This window comes from Actinomadura sp. 3N407, from assembly GCF_052245875.1.
In the GTDB taxonomy this organism is placed as follows: Bacteria; Actinomycetota; Actinomycetes; order Streptosporangiales; family Streptosporangiaceae; genus Spirillospora.
Genome location: NZ_JBQQBP010000006.1, coordinates 148,608 through 164,086 on the forward strand (window position 1 = coordinate 148,608; position 15,479 = coordinate 164,086).

Sequence of the window (15,479 nt, forward strand, 5' to 3'; positions counted from 1 at the left end):
CGCACCAGAGCCCTTCGCCGACCGCTACTTCCCGTCCTTGACGGGCTCCCCCTCCTCTACCCGCTCGGACCCGCCGGCACCGTCTCCGGCGCCGTCCTCAGCCTCGCCCTCGGGGTCCTCGCCCTCGGACGCGGCCTCCGCCTCGCCGTCGTCGGCTTCGGCCCTCTCGGCTTTCTCGGTTTCGGCCTTCTCGGCCTTCTCGGCCTTCTCGGCCTTCTCGGCTTCGGCGTCCTCGGCTTGGGCCTTCTCGGTGTCAGCGTCGTCGGTTTCGGCCTTCTCGGCGTCCTCGACCTTTTCGGCCTCTGGCTTCTCGGCCTCTGGCTTCTCGGCTTCCGAGTCTTCGGCTTCGGCCTTCTCGGTCTCGGTCCCGGGTTCGGGTTCGTCCTCCGGCTCCGGCTTCGCCTCGGCGGAGACCGGGTCGTCGGACGGCCCCTCCGCGACGGGACGGCCGACGTTCTCGGGGCCGGTGCGGTGGCGCATCCGGTACAGGTAGGCAACCGCACCGAGGAAGAGGAGGATCGACGTCCAGTCGTTCAGCCGCAGGCCGAGGATGTGGTGCGCCTCGTCGATGCGCAGCGCCTCGATCCAGGCCCGTCCCAACGTGTAGGCGGCGACGTAGAGCGCGAACGCCCGGCCGTGGGTGAGCTTGAAGCGCCGGTCGGCCCAGATGACCAGGACCGCGACGCCGATGCACCACAGCGACTCGTACAGGAACGTCGGGTGGTAGGTGGCGATGTCGGCATACTTGGGGTCGAGGCCGGGCCCGCCGTCCAGCATGGGCCGGTGGTCCTCGTCGATCTCGATGGCCCAGAACGCGTCGAGTGGACGGCCGTACAGCTCCTGGTTCCAGTAGTTGCCCCAGCGGCCGATGGCCTGCGCCAGGGCGATCCCCGGGGCGACCGCGTCGGCGAGCGCCAGGAGGGAGATCCCGCGCCGCCGGCATGCGATGAGCGCGCCGACCGCGCCGAACGCGATGGCGCCCCAGATGCCGAGGCCGCCCTTCCAGATCTCCAGTGCCCGGGCCGGATCGCCGTCCTCGCCGAAATAGCGCTGGTAGTCGGTGATGACGTGGTAGATCCGCCCGCCGACGAGCCCGAACGGCACCGCCCACACGGCCACATCGATGATCACGCCGGGGGCGCCGCCCTTGGCGGCCCAGCGCCGCTCGCCGAGCCATACCGCGACGACGATGCCAAGGATGATCATGATGGCGTAGGCGCGGATGGGTACGGGCCCGATGTGCCAGATGCCCTGCGAGGGACTCGGGATGTAGGCGAGCGGCTGCATGACGGTTGACGTTACCCCCTCCGGGGCGCCGCGCGCGCCGACTCTACGACCGTACCCGGCCGTGGACTCCGGCCGAGCCGTCCGCCCGGCCGTCCGACCGTGTGCCACCGGGGGACGGGGGCGTCCCTCCGCCGGCCTGCGCGACGGCCCTCCTCAGCTCGTCCGGAGAGCCGAGCGCGTCGCCGTCGACCTTCTCGCCGTTCAGCGCGAGGTACGGGGTGGAGTCGACCCCGGCCCTCCCGGCCGCGGCGCTCGCCTTCTCGACGAGGTCGATCTTCTGGTTCCCGTTGACGCAGGCGGCGAACGCGGGATCGGTGACGCCCAGGTCGGCCGCCCACTTGATCAGGTTCTCCGGGGTGAAGCCGGTGTCGCCCTCGGGGGGCTGCCCGGCGAAGAGCCTGTCGTGGTAGGGGACCCATTCGTCCACGGGGATGCAGGCGGCGGCGTTCGCGGCCCGCCGCGAGTTGGACATCAGCGGTTCCTGCTGGAAGAGCTGGAACGGCCGGTACACGACCCTGGCCTCCCCCTCGGCGGCGAGCTGCTTGAGCGTCCCGCCCAGCCGCTTCTCCAGCGCCTTGCACGCCGGGCACTGGAAGTCCTCGTAGATCTCCAGGACCGGCCCGGCGACGCCCGGCTGCGCCATCGCGACGGCCCCGTACTCCACCCGCGCCGTCGGTGCCAGCGGGCCCGAGTAGTCGTCTCCCAGAGGCCCGTCCCCGCCGTTCCGCGACACCGCCACGACGGTCACCGCGACCACGACCGCCGCCACGGCGACGGCGCCGAGGACGACCACCAGCCACCGCCGCCGGCGCTCCCGCGCCTGGTCCCGGGCCCGTTCGTCCGCGAGCCGCCGGCGCGCCGACGGCCCCCTGTCCTGCTCGCTCATCGATCCCCCGATCGCCACTGTGCGTGTTCACACGAACTACGAGCGTAGCGGGCGGGGGGCGCCGGGGCCGGGTGAAGCGCCGCGCCGCGCCGTCCCGGCCGGGACGGCGCGGCGCGTCACGTGGCGGAGGCCGCGCTCACTTGCCGGAGGCGGCCGCCGCGTCGATGGTCGCCCGGAGGGCCGCCGGGTTCATGAACTGGGTCGAGTCGAGCTGCTTGCCGTCCAGGAAGACCGACGGGGTGCCCTGGACGCCGCGCTCCTGCAGGGCGTACTTGGTCATCGCGTCGACCGTGGACTTCTTCTGCTCGTCCCGCACGCACTTCTCGAAGTTCGCGTCGGTGACGCCGATGTCCTTGCCCCACTTCACGAGGTCGTCGGGCGCGAAGCCCTCCGAGCCCTCGGCGGGCTGGAACCGGAAGAGCGCGTCATGGTAGGAGATCCACTTGTCGGCCGGGACGCACAGCGCCGCCTCGGCCGCGCGCAGCGAGTTGATCCTGATGGGGTCCTTCTGCTGGCCGAACAGGTGGAACGGCCGGTAGACGACCTTGACCTTCCCCTGCTCCGCCAGCTCCAGGACGGTCTTGCCGCTGGCCTCCTCGAACTGCTTGCAGACCGGGCACTGGAAGTCCTCGAAGATCTCCAGCACCGGCTTGGTCACCCCGGGCTGCGCCATCACGATCGAACCGTCGTCCTGGCGGCTGAGCGGGGCGAGCGCGCCCTGGTGGACCTCGGCGCGGCCCTGCTTGCTCTGGTAGTCGACGATCAGGACGGTGCCGACCACGATCACCGCCACCGCGACCACCGATCCGAGGACGATGGCGAGCAGCCGCCGCTGCTTCTGCCGCGCCGCCTGCCGCTTGCGATCGGCGGCCAGGCGCTCTCTCGCGGACCGCTCCCGTGCGGCCTTGCTCATGTGTGCTCCTATGCGTGGGGGCCGCGCCGCCACCGTGGGGCGCGGTCACGGTGAGGTTAGTCGACCTGACCGATTCGTCGGAATTCGTCGGCCAGGACGAGGACGAACAGCAGGACGGTGATCGCGTGCACTCCGGTGCACCACAGGCAGATCTTGTGCAGGATCGCCAGCTCCACGGTCACGAGGTACACGACGAACAGCACGCCGACCGCGGTGCTCGCCACCCTGCCCCACCGCAGCGGCGGCCACACCGACCGCAGCGCCCACGGCGTGATCAGCGCGCCGAACCCGACGAAGAACGCCAGGCCCAGCAGTGGCATGGGAATCCCGGCCAGCGCGGCGTACTCGCTCGTCGTGACCGCGTGACAGTCCACGGTCTTGGACGCCGAGCACACCAGCGCGCCCTCGTCGTAGTGCGTGACCGTCAGATAACCGGAGATCCCGAGCCCGGCGATCGTCAGAACCCAGGCCGGGACCAGGAACCACGCGGGCGGGGGCGGCGGCGTCGCCGTCCCGGCCCCGCCCTTCGCCGTCATCTCTTGCGTCATCGTGATCCTTCCGGGGACCGCCTCAACCGGCGAACACACCTTACGGGAGAGCGGGGGCACCATGAGCATGAACGCGGCGGCCCCCGGCGGACGTTCCCGGGACGCCGCGGAACGTCCGCGGAAACGGGCGATCCCCCGCTCCCGCGGACACGGTCAGCGGCCGGAACGGACGCCCGCCGCCAGCTCCTCGGTGAGCGCCCGCACGCCGGCGAGCCCGGACGCGAGATCGGGGGCGTCCAGCATGCGGCGCATGAACGCCGAACCGACGATCACACCGTCGGCGAACCCGGCGACCTCCGCGGCCTGGGCGCCGTTGCCGACGCCGAGCCCGAGGCCGACGGGCAGGGCCGCCCCGCCCTTCTCGATGATCGCCCGCGTCCGCTCCACCAGGCGGGGCGCGCCGGTGTCGACGGCGGACCGGGCGCCGGTGACGCCCATCAGCGACGCCGCGTAGACGAACCCCCGGCACACCCCGGTGATCTTCTCGATGCGCTCGTCGGTGGAGCTGAGCGCGACGAGGAAGACGCGGTCGAGGCCGTGGGCGTCCGCCGCCTCGAGCCAGGCGCCGCCCTCCTCCGGCGTCAGGTCCGGCGTGATCAGCCCGGCGCCGCCGGCCGAGGCCAGGTCGCGGGCGAACGCGCCGACACCGTGATGGTCGACGGGATTCCAGTACGTCATGACGAGCGTCGGGACGCCGGTCGCGGCGACGGCCTCGACCGTCCGGAACACGTCGGCGACGCGGATGCCGCCGACGAGCGCCTGGTGCACCGCGTCCTGGATGGTGGGGCCGTCCATCATCGGGTCGGAGTAGGGCAGCCCGATCTCGATGACGTCGCAGCCCGCGTCGACCATCGTCCTCGCGGTCTCGATCGCCCCCTCGTAGGTGGGGAACCCGGCGGGCAGGTAGCCGACCAGCGCGGCCCGTCCTTCGGCCCTGGCCTTGTCGTAGGCGGTCTGGACGGTCACTTTCCCTCTCCCTCGGGCATCAGGCCGAAGAAGGCGGCGGCCGTGTGCATGTCCTTGTCGCCGCGTCCGGACAGGCACACGACGATCGTGGCGTCCGGGCCGAGTTCCCCGCCGACCCTGAGCGCGCCGGCGAGCGCGTGCGCGGACTCGATCGCCGGGATGATGCCCTCGGTGCGGCACAGCAGCGAGAACGCCTCCATCGCCTCCGCGTCGGTGATCTCGCGGTATTCGGCGCGGCCGGAGTCGCGCAGCCACGCATGCTCGGGGCCGACGCCGGGATAGTCGAGGCCCGCGGAGATCGAGTGGGTCTCCATGGTCTGCCCGTCGTCGTCCTGCAGCAGGTAGGTCCGCATCCCGTGGATGACGCCGAGGGACCCGCCGACCAGCGTCGCGGCGTGCCGGCCGGTGGACACGCCGTCGCCGCCCGCCTCGAACCCGTACAGCCGCACCGACTCGTCCGGGACGAAGGCGTGGAAGGTGCCGATCGCGTTGGAGCCGCCGCCGACGCAGGCGACGACCGCGTCCGGGAGGGCGCCGGTCAGCTCCAGGCACTGCCGCCTAGCCTCCACGCCGATGACCCGCTGGAAGTCGCGGACCATCATCGGGAACGGATGCGGGCCCATCGTGGAGCCGATGCAGTAGTGGGTGTCGTCGACGGTGGCGACCCAGTCGCGGAACGCCTCGTTGCAGGCGTCCTTGAGGGTGCGGCTGCCGGTCCTCACCGGGACGACCTCGGCGCCGAGCATCCGCATCCGGGCGACGTTCAGGGCCTGCCGCTCGGTGTCGACCTCGCCCATGTAGACGGTGCAGGTCAGGCCGAGCAGCGCCGCGGCCGTGGCGGTCGCGACGCCGTGCTGGCCCGCGCCGGTCTCGGCGATCACGCGGGTCTTGCCCATCCGCCTGGTGAGCAGCGCCTGCCCCAGCACATTGTTGATCTTGTGGGAGCCGGTGTGGTTGAGGTCCTCGCGCTTGAACAGCACACGGGCGCCCGCGTGCCGGGAGAACCGCTTGGCCTCCGTCAGCAGGCTCGGGCGGCCCGCGTAGTTCGCGAGCAGGTCGTCCAGCTCGGCGGTGAATGCGGGATCCTGCTTGGCGGCCTCGAACTCGCGGGTCAGCTCGTCCAGCGCCGCCATCAGCGCCTCGGGGGCGAACCGCCCGCCGAAGGATCCGAAATGGCCCGTCGCGTCGGGCACGGCACCGCTCGCGGTGTCGATGGTCATGAGAAAACGCGTCCTGTCGTACGAGAAGGGGCTTGTCCGGTCACTGACTCACCAAGCCCCGCCATCGCTCCCGGAGCGGCTCCACCTGCATGCCCGTACCCTATCGACTCGCGTGGGGGAACGGCCCCCCACACCCCGTCAGCCGCTCTGCCGCAGCGCCGGATGGGCGCCGGCGGCGACGAGGTCGGCGACCGCCGCCCGCGGATCCCTGCCGATCACCAGGCTCTCCCCCACCAGCACCGCGTCGGCGCCGCTGGAGGCGTAGGCCAGCAGGTCGTGCGGCCCCCGCACCCCCGACTCGGCGACCTTCACGACGTCCTTGGGGATGAGCGGCGCGACCCGCGCGAACACCCCGCGGTCGACGTGCAGCGTCCGCAGATCGCGGGCGTTCACGCCGATGACCTTGGCGCCGGCGTCCACCGCGCGGACGGCCTCCTCCTCGGTGTGCACCTCCACGAGCGGGACGAGCCCCATCGACTCGGCCCGCTCGACCAGCGACACCAGCGCGTCCTGCTCCAGCGCGGCGACGATCAGCAGCGCCATGTCGGCGCCGTTCGCCCGCGCCTCCCACAGCTGGTAGGAGGTGACGATGAAGTCCTTGCGCAGGACGCAGGCACCGACGTTCGCGCGGACCTCCGCGAGGTCCTCCAGGCTGCCGCCGAACCGGCGCCGCTCCGTCAGCACGCTGATCACCTTGGCGCCGCCCGCCTCGTAGTCGCGGGCCAGCGCCGCGGGGTCGGCGATGGCGGCGAGCGCGCCCTTGGACGGGCTGCTGCGCTTGACCTCGGCGATCACCGAGACCCCGGGCCCGCGCAGCGCCCCGAGCGCGTCCCGCGCGGCGGGGGCGGCGGCCGCCTTGTCCTTCAGGACGTCGAGCGGAACCTCACGCTGTCTTCCGGCGAGATCGGCCCGGACGCCTTCGATGATCTCGTCCAAAACGCTCAAGGTCGCAGGCCCCCTATTTCAGGTCGTTCCGTGCACCGATCGTAGCCGCCGCCGTCGCCCGTCGGGGTGCGGCCCCCCATGCCCCCGGCCGCACGGCACGGGTCACGGGGCCAGCGCCTCGGCGAAGGGGAGGTTGCGGACGACCCAGTAGACGGCGAGAAGGCCGACGAACGAGTACGCCACCACCGGCTTGAACAACACGGTCCGCATCGGCCTTCCGCGCGCGGCCAGGACCGTCCACCGCACGTACAGGTAGCCGAACACCGGCAGCAGGACGAACAGCAGCGGATTGAGCCCGAAGGCGGTGCCCACGTCCCCATGCGTGAGAGCGTGGACGAGCCGCATCATCCCGCACCCGGGGCAGTAGAACCCGGTCATGACCAGGAACGGGCAGCTCGGATAGTGACCCGCCTCACCGGGATCCCTGAACGCCACGACCAGCGCCCCCGCGACGACCCCGCCGAGCACCAGCCCCTGCGGCACGAAACGTCGCCCGCCGGGCACTGCGGGCGAACGCGGCTCCTCACGCGAATGGACGGGCACCCGAGTCACAACCCCACCCTAGCCGGGACCTCGGGGGGCGCCCCGACGGATCACGCGTCCAGGACGTAGCCGACGCCGCGGACGGTTCGTATGGGGTTGCGTTCGCCCAGTTTGGCGCGGAGCTGGGCCACATGGACGTCCACGGTGCGGCTTCCGGCGCCGGCGCCCGGCCCCCAGGCGGCGTCGAGGAGCTGTTCGCGGGTGTAGACGCGGCCGGGGTTGCCCATCAGGAATTCCAGGAGGTCGAACTCGGTGCCGGTGAGGGTGACGCGGCGGTCGCCGATGACGGCGACGCGGCCGCGGGGGTCGAGGGCGAGCGGGCCCGCGCGCAGGGGGCCCGCCGTTTCGGCGGGGACGCCGCGGCGGAGCGCCTCGGCGACGGCGGCGACGAGGACGCGGGGGCCGAAGGGACGGTCGACGCGGTGTTCGCCGAGGGCGCGGCCGATGGCGGGGTCCAGGTGCCCGGTGACGGCGATGACGGGGGCGGGGCGGGCGGCCTCGGTCACGCGGCGGTACAGGTCGGCGGGGAGGGCCGAGGCGGACAGGTCGAGGACGACCACGTCCGGGCGGCTGCGCCGGGCGGCGGCGGGGGCGCGGGCGGGTTCGGGCTCGATCTCGACGTCGAAGCCTTCGCGGGCGAGGTAGCGGCGTTGCAGTTCGGCGACGGCCGGGTCGTGTTCGACGACGAGGACGAGCCCGCCACCGTCGGTGGTCACGGCCGGCCGTTCTTCCGGGCGGTGGGGTCCTCGCCGCGGTCGAGGGATTTCCACAGGGCGGACGGGTCGTCGTCCTCGGCCGCCGCGCTGCGCGGGAGCGCGTGCTCGGGCGGGGCCGCGCGTTCGTAGCGGGCGGACATGCCCGGCCATCGTCCGCCGCGGACCGCGGTGAGGAGGCCGGCGACGGCGAGGACGACGCCGCCGGTGACGGAGACGATCCACCACAGGTTCACGTCGAGGGCGGGGTCGCCGCCGAGGGCCAGCAGGGCGCTCTTGTCGCCGGCGGCGGACAGGACGTTCGAGCGCTGGACGGCGGCGGCCGAGGCGTAGGCGATGCCGGCGCCGAACAGGGCGATGAGGACGCCGACGCCCGCGCGGACACGGCCGCGGGTGGCGAACAGGGCCGCGAGGCCCGCCAGGCCGGCCAGGCCGAGGGCGCCGGCGGCGCCGCCGAGGTCGCCGCCGGTGAGGTTCCGGGTGAGCGGGGTGATGGCGTCCTCGGCCCTGACGGTGGCCCAGGTGCGCCCGGCGGCCAGCAGGGCGAGGCCCGAACCGGCGGCGCACAGCAGCGCCGTCAGGCCGCGTTCACGCCCGGGGGTCATGAGGCGGCGTCTGGTCGTTCCCCGACCACGGCCGGAAGGACGTCGGCGTCCCAGCAGGTGCGGTCGCCGGTGTGGCAGGCGGCGCCGACCTGGTCGACCTTCACCAGGATCGCGTCGGCGTCGCAGTCCAGCGCGACGGACTTGACCCACTGCTGGTGGCCGGAGCTCTCGCCCTTCACCCAGTATTCCCGGCGGCTGCGCGACCAGTAGGTGCAGCGGCCGGTCGTGAGGGTGCGGTGCAGGGCCTCGTCGTCCATCCAGCCGAGCATGAGCACCTCGCCGGTGTCGTACTGCTGGGCGATGGCGGGCACGAGACCGTTCGGGTCGCGCTTCAGCCGGTCAGCGATCTTGGGGTCCAGGTCGGACGGTCGAACTGACATGGGCTCGATCCTATGGCAGGGCCACCGCGCCGCGGAGGCGGGTAACGCCCGCGCCGGATCGATGCGGAAACGCAAAACGACTAGACCCGCCTCCCCCTGGCCGGAGGGGCGGGCCCAGTCGTACGACTACGGGTGCTACAGGGGGACGACCTGGTCAGCCTGCGGACCCCGGTTACCCTGCGTCACCTCGAACTGGACGCGCTGGTTCTCGTCCAGCGTGCGGTATCCGGAGGACTGGATAGCCGAGTAGTGCACGAAGACGTCCGGCCCGCCGCCGTCGACGGCGATGAATCCGAAGCCCTTCTCGGCGTTGAACCACTTCACGGTGCCCTGCTGGGGCATGTCTTTCTCCTTGCGGCAAAACCTGGGCCCACACCTCGCGGGCCCGTGCGGTCGCGGCGGCACGCTCTCGCCTCCCGGTACGGTCCCGGAAAAGCCAAAACGCCCGCTGCCATCAGTCCGCGGGCGTCTGGACAAACGATCGAGAACCACGACTGCAACCGACGGCCCCACCGTATCACCGGTTCCGCGTAAAGCGGAGGAGCGACAAGGGACGCGATTCTCCTCTTGGCGAACCCTGCCGTTACCTGCCCGTTAAAGACTCCAACCGGTCTCGGTCAGGGTCTTGACAGCGTCCGTCGCCCCGGTGAGGCGCACCCTCGCGACGTCCCGGCGGCCCAGCGTCCACAGGACCAGTTCGCCCACCGGGCCGTGCACGCGCACGGCTCCGCGGGCGCCGCGGCCGCGGCCGGACACGCGCACGCTCCGGCCGTCCGGCTGGACGAGCGTTACCTCGACATGAACCTTTCTTAGGACAAAGCGGGCAATTTTTATCCTCCGCCAGAGCACTTCCTCAAGTTCCGGCGAGATGTCCCGCGGCTCCCAGTCCGGAGCCGCACGCAGGATGTCCTCATGGTGAACAAAGAACTCAACACCGTTGGCGATTTTGTCAACACCGGGAAGGGCGTACGGCGAGAACTTCGACGGTCCCTGCCGAAACCGTTCCACCAGCCGGTCGAACGGGACGGCGCGGGCCGTCCGGCGCCGTACGCGCTCGGTGTAGAAGGACAGCGGTGACAGCAGTATCCCCGGGGCCGCGTCGGGGCGGCCCTCGCGGACGACCAGATGGGCGGCCAGGTCGCGGGCGTCCCAGCCGGCGCAGTTCGTGGCCGCGTCCGGTCCCGCCTCCGCCAGGGCGTCCGCCAGCAGCAGGCGTTCGCGGCGGACGGGATCGGGGCCGGACGGGACCGGGCCGTCCTCGGGCGTGCTCATCGCCTGATCGTAGGCCGCGGCCGGCGGCCCGGGAATAAGCGCGGGGGCCGGATCGTAGGTGATATTCAGGCCCGCGAACCCCCACGGCCCCGCTCGCGGGGGGCGTTCCCGGGCGCCGCCGTGATTGAGGAGTCGCCGTGCCACCTGCGTCCAGACGCGTCAACCCGCATGTCCTCCGGGACGGGATGGGCGTCCTGTGGGTCGCGGTGAAGGCCGAGCCGCGGGTGTTCACGGTGTCGGTGCTCGCCAGCGTGCTGTACGCGGCGATGACCGTCGCGAGCGCGCAGGTCCTCGGCTGGGCGGCCGAAGAGGTCGTGCTGCCGGCGTTCGAGTCCGGGCACACGACGGCGGGAGCGCTGGCCACGGCCGCCACCGCGATCGTGGGCGTGGCGCTGCTGAAGGCGATCGGCGTGGCGGGACGGCGTTTCTACGCGGGCCTGATGCAGTACCGGCTGCAGGCCCAGTACCGGCGCTCGGTGACCCGGCAGTACCTGCGGCTGCCGCTGGCGTGGCACCACCGGCACCCGACCGGGCAGCTTCTGTCGAACGCCAACGCCGACGTGGAGGCGGTGTGGGCGCCGATCGCGCCGCTGCCGATGGCGGTCGGCGTGGTGTTCATGCTGCTGATCGCGGCGGTGTCGATCGTGTTCACCGACCTCGTCGTCGCCGGGGTCGGGTTCCTGGTGTTCCCCGCCATCGCGCTGATCAACGTCGTCTACCAGCGCCGGCTGTCCCCGGTCGCGACCCGCGCGCAGCAGCTGCGCGCGGAGGTCAGCGAAGTGGCGCACGAGAGCTTCGAGGGCGGCCTGGTCGTCAAGACCCTCGGCCGGGAGACGGCGGAGACCGAGCGGTTCACCGAGCGGGCGGAGGCGCTGCGGGACGCGAACGTGGCGGTCGGCCGGATCCGCGGCCTGTTCGACCCGGTGCTGGAGGCGCTGCCCAACCTGGGCGTCCTCGCCGTCCTGCTGATCGGGTCGATGCGGCTGGAGGCGGGGGCGATGTCGCCGGGCGACCTGGTGAACGTCGCGTACCTGTTCACGCTGCTGTCGTGGCCGATCCGGGCACTGGGCTGGGTGCTGGGCGAGGTGCCGCGCAGCGTCGTCGGCTGGGAGCGGGTCCGCGGCGTCCTGGACGCGAGCGGGTCCCTCCCGTTCGGGGACGGCTCCCTGGACGGCGGGGGCCGGGCCACCGCGCTGGAGGTCCGCGAGGTCCGCTTCGCCTACCAGTCCGGCGACGCCGAGGCTGCGGACGGCGGGGCCGGCGCCGCGGAGCGGCACGTCCTGCACGACGTGTCGTTCGCCGCGTCGCCCGGCCGGACGATCGCGATGGTCGGCCCGACGGGCTCGGGCAAGTCGACGCTCACCTCGCTGCTCGTCCGGCTGGTCGACCCGGCGGACGGATCGGTGCTCCTGGACGGCATGGACCTGCGGGACGTCGAGCGCGGCGGGATCGCCGCGACGGCGGCGCTCGTCCCCCAGCAGACCTTCCTGTTCGACGACACGGTGCGGGGCAACGTGACGCTCGGCCTGGACGTCCCCGACGAGCGGGTCTGGGAGGCGCTCCGCCTCGCCCAGGCGGAGGGTTTCGTCGCGGCGCTCGCCGGCGGGCTCGACACGAAGGTGGGCGAGCGCGGGACGACGCTGTCGGGCGGGCAGCGGCAGCGGCTCGCGCTGGCGCGCGCCCTGGTGCGGCGCCCCCGGCTGCTCGTCCTGGACGACGCCACGTCCAGCGTCGACTCGCAGGTGGAGGCCCGCATCCTGCAGAACCTCCGGGACGCGCAGTCCGGCGACGGGGACGGCAACGGGGACGGCGGCGCGACCGTCCTGGTCGTCGCCTACCGCAAGGCCACCATCGCGCTGGCCGACGAAGTCGTCTACCTGGAGCACGGCCGCGTCACCGGACGCGGCGCGCACGCGGAACTGCTGGAGAGCTCCGAGGGCTACCGCAACCTCGTCAACGCCTACGAGAGGGCCGAGGCGGAGCAGGAAGCGGTCGAAGGCGGCGAAGGGGCCCTGGCATGACCATCATGAGCGGCACGAGCCCGGACGGCACCGGGCTGAGCGAGACCTCGACGACCGAGGGCGCCATCAGCACGCTCAAGCGGGGAATCCTGCTGAGCCCCGAGTTCCTGGCCGGGCTGGCCGGGACGCTGGCGCTGGCGCTGGTGTCGACGGCCGGGCGCGTGGTGGTTCCCATCGCCGTCCAGCAGACGATCGACAAGGGCCTCCGCGGCGCCGGCGGCGGCCCCGACATCGGCTTCATCCGGTCGGCGGTGCTGCTGTGCGCGGTGGCCGTGCTGGTGACGGCCGTGTGCGCGTACCTGATGAACGTCCGGCTGTACAAGACGTCCGAGGGCGGTCTGGCGGGGCTGCGGACCAAGGCTTTCCGGCACGTGCACGACCTGTCGATGCTCACCCAGAGCGGTGAGAAGCGGGGCTCGATGGTGTCGCGGGTGACGAGCGACGTCGACCAGATCAGCCAGTTCATGCAGTCGGGCGGGCTGATGTTCATCGTGTCGATCGGGCAGCTGGTCGTGGCGAGCGTGCTGATGGCCGTCTACTCGTGGCAGCTGGCCCTGCTGGTGTGGGCGTCGTTCCTGCCGCTGGCGTGGGCGCTGCGGCATTTCCAGCGGATCCTTTCCGCGGCCTACATCCGGGTGCGGGAGCGGATGGGCGACATGCTGGCCGCGGTCAGCGAGTCGGTGGTCGGCGCCGCGGTGATCCGCGCGTACGCGTCGGAGGAGCGCACCGGGCGGCGCGTGGACCAGACCGTGGAGGCCCACCGCCACGCCCAGACCCGCGCCCAGGCCATGGTCGCGCTCACCTTCCCGGTCAGCGAGCTGGTCGCCGCCGCCGCCACGGCCGGCGTCGTCATCGCCGGGACGCTGCTCGGCATCGGCGGCCGGCTGTCGGCCGGTGAGCTCATCGCGTTCCTGTTCCTGGTCACGCTGTTCGTCAGCCCGATGCAGACGGCCACCGAGGTGTTCAACCAGGCGCAGAACGCGATCGCCGGGTGGCGGCGGGTGCTCGGCGTGCTGGACACCGTCCCGGACGTCGCCGACCCGGGCGACGGCGGCGTGACGCTGCCGCGCGGCCCGATCGAGGTGCGGTTCGAGTCCGTGGGGTTCGCCTACCCGGGCGGGCCGCCCGTGCTGCACGACGTGAGCGTCGACATCGCGCCGCGCAGCCGCGTCGCGATCGTCGGGCAGACGGGTTCGGGCAAGACGACGTTCGCCAAGCTCCTCACCCGGCTCATGGACCCCGCGTCCGGGCGGGTCCTCGTGGACGGCGTGCCGCTCGACCGCGTCCGGTTCTCGTCGCTGCGCGAGCGGATCGTCATGGTGCCGCAGGACGGCTTCCTCTTCGACGCCTCGCTGGCGGACAACATCCGCTACGGGCGCCCGGACGCCTCCGACGACGACCTCGTCCTGGCCCTGACCGAGCTCGGCCTCGCCGACTGGCTCGACGGGCTGCCGGGCGGCCTGGCCACGCCCGTCGGGCAGCGCGGCGAGTCGATGTCGGCGGGTGAGCGGCAGCTCGTCGCGCTGGCCCGCGCCTACGTCGCCGACCCGGACCTCCTCGTCCTGGACGAGGCGACCTCCGCCGTGGACCCCGCCACGGAGGTGCGGATCCAGCGGGCGCTCGACGGGGTGACCCGCGGCCGCACCGCGATCTCCATCGCGCACCGGCTGTCCACGGCGGAGACGGCCGACGAGATCATCGTCTTCGACGCGGGCCGGATCGTCCAGCGCGGCCCCCACGCCGACCTGGTCGCCCGCCCGGGCGTCTACGCCGACCTCCATCACTCGTGGATCGCCCAGCGAGCCCTGTGATCATCGCGGTCGCCTGCGCAAACACCGCTAAAGGACTTGCCCGATATCTGATCTGATGCGCATTCTGCTGGGGTGAGCAACGGAGTCGTGTTGGAATCGGCGGGCACGCTGCACGGTCAGCTGCAGCGGGGGCTCGGGAGGGCCGCGCGGCGCGCGGCGGACAAGCGCGGCGCGGGCGAGTACGTCTACGACTGCGTCCGGCGGGACCCGCGGTGGGACCGCCAATGCGAGTCACGGCGGCTGTACTACGCCCGGTTGATGGTCGATCTGGAGATGCCGGCGGGGCCGGTCGCGGCGCACCTGTTCGACCCGTCCGACCAGGTCGACGGCGACGAGTGGCGGGTGGATCTGGCGCTCGGCGTGCTGGCCGACCTGGTGCGGCTGAGCCGGCGGGAGGCGGCGAGACCGCTGCGGCGGTACGCCGAGGAGGGCGCGCAGTGGTTCGACGCGGTGGAAGAGCTGATCGACCTTGCGGATCCGTCACTGACCATCGGTTTGGACGAGCTGGTCGCCGCCCGGTGCGACGACTCCGATCTGGCGCTGCTGATCCCGGCCCACCACAACCCCGTGATCGAGACGTGGGCGGCGCGGCAGCCGCGCATAGCCGAGGCCCGGGCGCGCCAGCGGGAGGCGGGCCGGGCGGCGCGCAGGGCCATGGTCACGGCGTCCGGGCGGGATCTGCAGAGCGAGGACGAGCTGCTGGACCTGGCCAGGCGCCGGGGCGAGGGCGCCATCGGGGCGATCTTCGAGCTGGGCCGGCGGCGGACCCTCGCGCTGCTCGACCTCGCGGAGGAACTGCTGCCGCAGCGGCCGAGCCGGTACGGCGGCGCGGTGTGCCGGGCGCTGCGGGAGTACGGGCCTGAGACGCTGCCGCGGGCGCGGGCGTGGGCGGCCGAGCGCGGCGGCTGCGCGGACATGGGGCTGAGCATCCTCGCCCGCTACGGCACCCGCCAGGACGTCCCGCTGCTCATGGACGAGCTGCGCACGGCCCTCGACCAGCGGGAGTGGCGGGCCGCCGCGAGCCCGATCGAGGGGCTGGGGCGGCTACGCGCCGGTGAGGCCGTTCCCCTGCTGAAGTCCGCTTGGACCGAATCCACCTACGCTTTCCTGAGACCCCGGATATTGACCGCGTTGACCCGGACGGCCCCGCACACGGCCGAGTCCTACACCATCGAGGGGCTGTGGGACTGCGAGGAGGGGGTGCGGCGCGAGGCCGCGCGGTTCGCTCCGCTCACCCGTGACACACGGATCCGGCTGCAGCGGCTGCATCACGACACCGGCGAGGAACCCGACGTCCGTACCGCCGCGGCCGCCCGCCTGATGACCTGAGACCACGTCCGGTGAACCTCTCCGGGGCGGGGTGCGTATT

At 72.7% G+C, this 15,479-nt stretch carries 16 protein-coding genes; 3 read left to right on the plus strand and 13 right to left on the minus strand.

Going from position 1 to position 15,479, the window contains the following annotated elements:
* Window positions 1–24 precede the first annotated feature (24 nt).
* The 13 genes from lgt to ACTWPP_RS17180 all read right to left on the minus strand — a co-directional run bounded on the left by lgt (window position 25) and on the right by ACTWPP_RS17180 (window position 10,278).
* A complete protein-coding gene (gene lgt, locus ACTWPP_RS17120; RefSeq protein ID WP_443105254.1) occupies window positions 25–1,287 on the minus strand; it encodes a prolipoprotein diacylglyceryl transferase in 1,263 nt (420 codons plus the stop codon).
* Window positions 1,288–1,330: 43 nt separating this feature from the next.
* Window positions 1,331–2,173 carry a DsbA family protein gene (locus ACTWPP_RS17125; RefSeq protein ID WP_443105255.1) on the minus strand — a complete coding sequence of 281 codons (843 nt, stop codon included), beginning with the start codon at window positions 2,171–2,173 and terminating at the stop codon, window positions 1,331–1,333.
* A 136-nt stretch (window positions 2,174–2,309) separates the two neighbouring features.
* On the minus strand, window positions 2,310–3,086 hold the full coding sequence (locus tag ACTWPP_RS17130) for a DsbA family protein (protein WP_443105256.1): 777 nt from the start codon (window positions 3,084–3,086) through the stop codon (window positions 2,310–2,312).
* Window positions 3,087–3,142: 56 nt separating this feature from the next.
* Complete coding sequence (locus tag ACTWPP_RS17135; protein ID WP_443105257.1) at window positions 3,143–3,634, minus strand: vitamin K epoxide reductase family protein; 492 nt, start codon at window positions 3,632–3,634, stop codon at window positions 3,143–3,145.
* A 153-nt stretch (window positions 3,635–3,787) separates the two neighbouring features.
* Window positions 3,788–4,600 carry a tryptophan synthase subunit alpha gene (gene trpA / locus ACTWPP_RS17140; RefSeq protein ID WP_443105258.1) on the minus strand — a complete coding sequence of 271 codons (813 nt, stop codon included), beginning with the start codon at window positions 4,598–4,600 and terminating at the stop codon, window positions 3,788–3,790.
* Entirely contained in the window at window positions 4,597–5,820 is a 1,224-nt protein-coding gene (gene trpB, locus ACTWPP_RS17145; protein WP_443105259.1) for a tryptophan synthase subunit beta, read from the minus strand. The genes trpA and trpB overlap by 4 nt, the downstream gene beginning before the upstream one ends.
* A 138-nt stretch (window positions 5,821–5,958) precedes the next feature.
* On the minus strand, window positions 5,959–6,765 hold the full coding sequence (trpC, locus tag ACTWPP_RS17150) for an indole-3-glycerol phosphate synthase TrpC (RefSeq protein WP_443105260.1): 807 nt from the start codon (window positions 6,763–6,765) through the stop codon (window positions 5,959–5,961).
* A gap of 102 nt (window positions 6,766–6,867) precedes the next feature.
* Complete coding sequence (locus ACTWPP_RS17155) at window positions 6,868–7,317, minus strand: DUF2752 domain-containing protein (protein ID WP_443105261.1); 450 nt, start codon at window positions 7,315–7,317, stop codon at window positions 6,868–6,870.
* 41 nt (window positions 7,318–7,358) lie between these two features.
* Complete coding sequence (locus tag ACTWPP_RS17160; protein ID WP_443105262.1) at window positions 7,359–8,024, minus strand: response regulator transcription factor; 666 nt, start codon at window positions 8,022–8,024, stop codon at window positions 7,359–7,361.
* Window positions 8,021–8,626, minus strand: a complete 606-nt coding sequence (locus ACTWPP_RS17165) for a Trp biosynthesis-associated membrane protein (protein ID WP_443105263.1) — start codon at window positions 8,624–8,626, stop codon at window positions 8,021–8,023. The genes ACTWPP_RS17160 and ACTWPP_RS17165 overlap by 4 nt, the downstream gene beginning before the upstream one ends.
* The gene (gene hisI, locus ACTWPP_RS17170) at window positions 8,623–9,006 is read right to left on the minus strand and encodes a phosphoribosyl-AMP cyclohydrolase (protein ID WP_443105264.1); all 384 of its coding nucleotides are present in this window, start codon (window positions 9,004–9,006) and stop codon (window positions 8,623–8,625) included. Before hisI ends, ACTWPP_RS17165 begins: the two co-directional genes overlap by 4 nt.
* Window positions 9,007–9,141: 135 nt before the next feature.
* Window positions 9,142–9,348 carry a cold-shock protein gene (locus tag ACTWPP_RS17175; protein ID WP_018657218.1) on the minus strand — a complete coding sequence of 69 codons (207 nt, stop codon included), beginning with the start codon at window positions 9,346–9,348 and terminating at the stop codon, window positions 9,142–9,144.
* Window positions 9,349–9,600: 252 nt separating this feature from the next.
* Window positions 9,601–10,278 carry a TIGR03085 family metal-binding protein gene (locus tag ACTWPP_RS17180; protein WP_443105265.1) on the minus strand — a complete coding sequence of 226 codons (678 nt, stop codon included), beginning with the start codon at window positions 10,276–10,278 and terminating at the stop codon, window positions 9,601–9,603.
* Window positions 10,279–10,463: 185 nt separating this feature from the next.
* On the opposite strand from ACTWPP_RS17180, the gene ACTWPP_RS17185 reads away from it, so the two are divergent.
* The 3 genes from ACTWPP_RS17185 (at window position 10,464) to ACTWPP_RS17195 (ending at window position 15,439) form a co-directional block, all read left to right on the plus strand.
* A complete protein-coding gene (locus ACTWPP_RS17185) occupies window positions 10,464–12,299 on the plus strand; it encodes an ABC transporter ATP-binding protein (protein ID WP_443105575.1) in 1,836 nt (611 codons plus the stop codon).
* Window positions 12,296–14,110 (plus strand): ABC transporter ATP-binding protein, encoded by a 1,815-nt coding sequence (locus ACTWPP_RS17190; RefSeq protein ID WP_443105266.1) that lies wholly within the window; start codon window positions 12,296–12,298, stop codon window positions 14,108–14,110. The genes ACTWPP_RS17185 and ACTWPP_RS17190 overlap by 4 nt, the downstream gene beginning before the upstream one ends.
* A gap of 72 nt (window positions 14,111–14,182) precedes the next feature.
* Window positions 14,183–15,439 (plus strand): hypothetical protein, encoded by a 1,257-nt coding sequence (locus ACTWPP_RS17195; protein ID WP_443105267.1) that lies wholly within the window; start codon window positions 14,183–14,185, stop codon window positions 15,437–15,439.
* The last annotated feature ends 40 nt before the right edge of the window (window positions 15,440–15,479 follow it).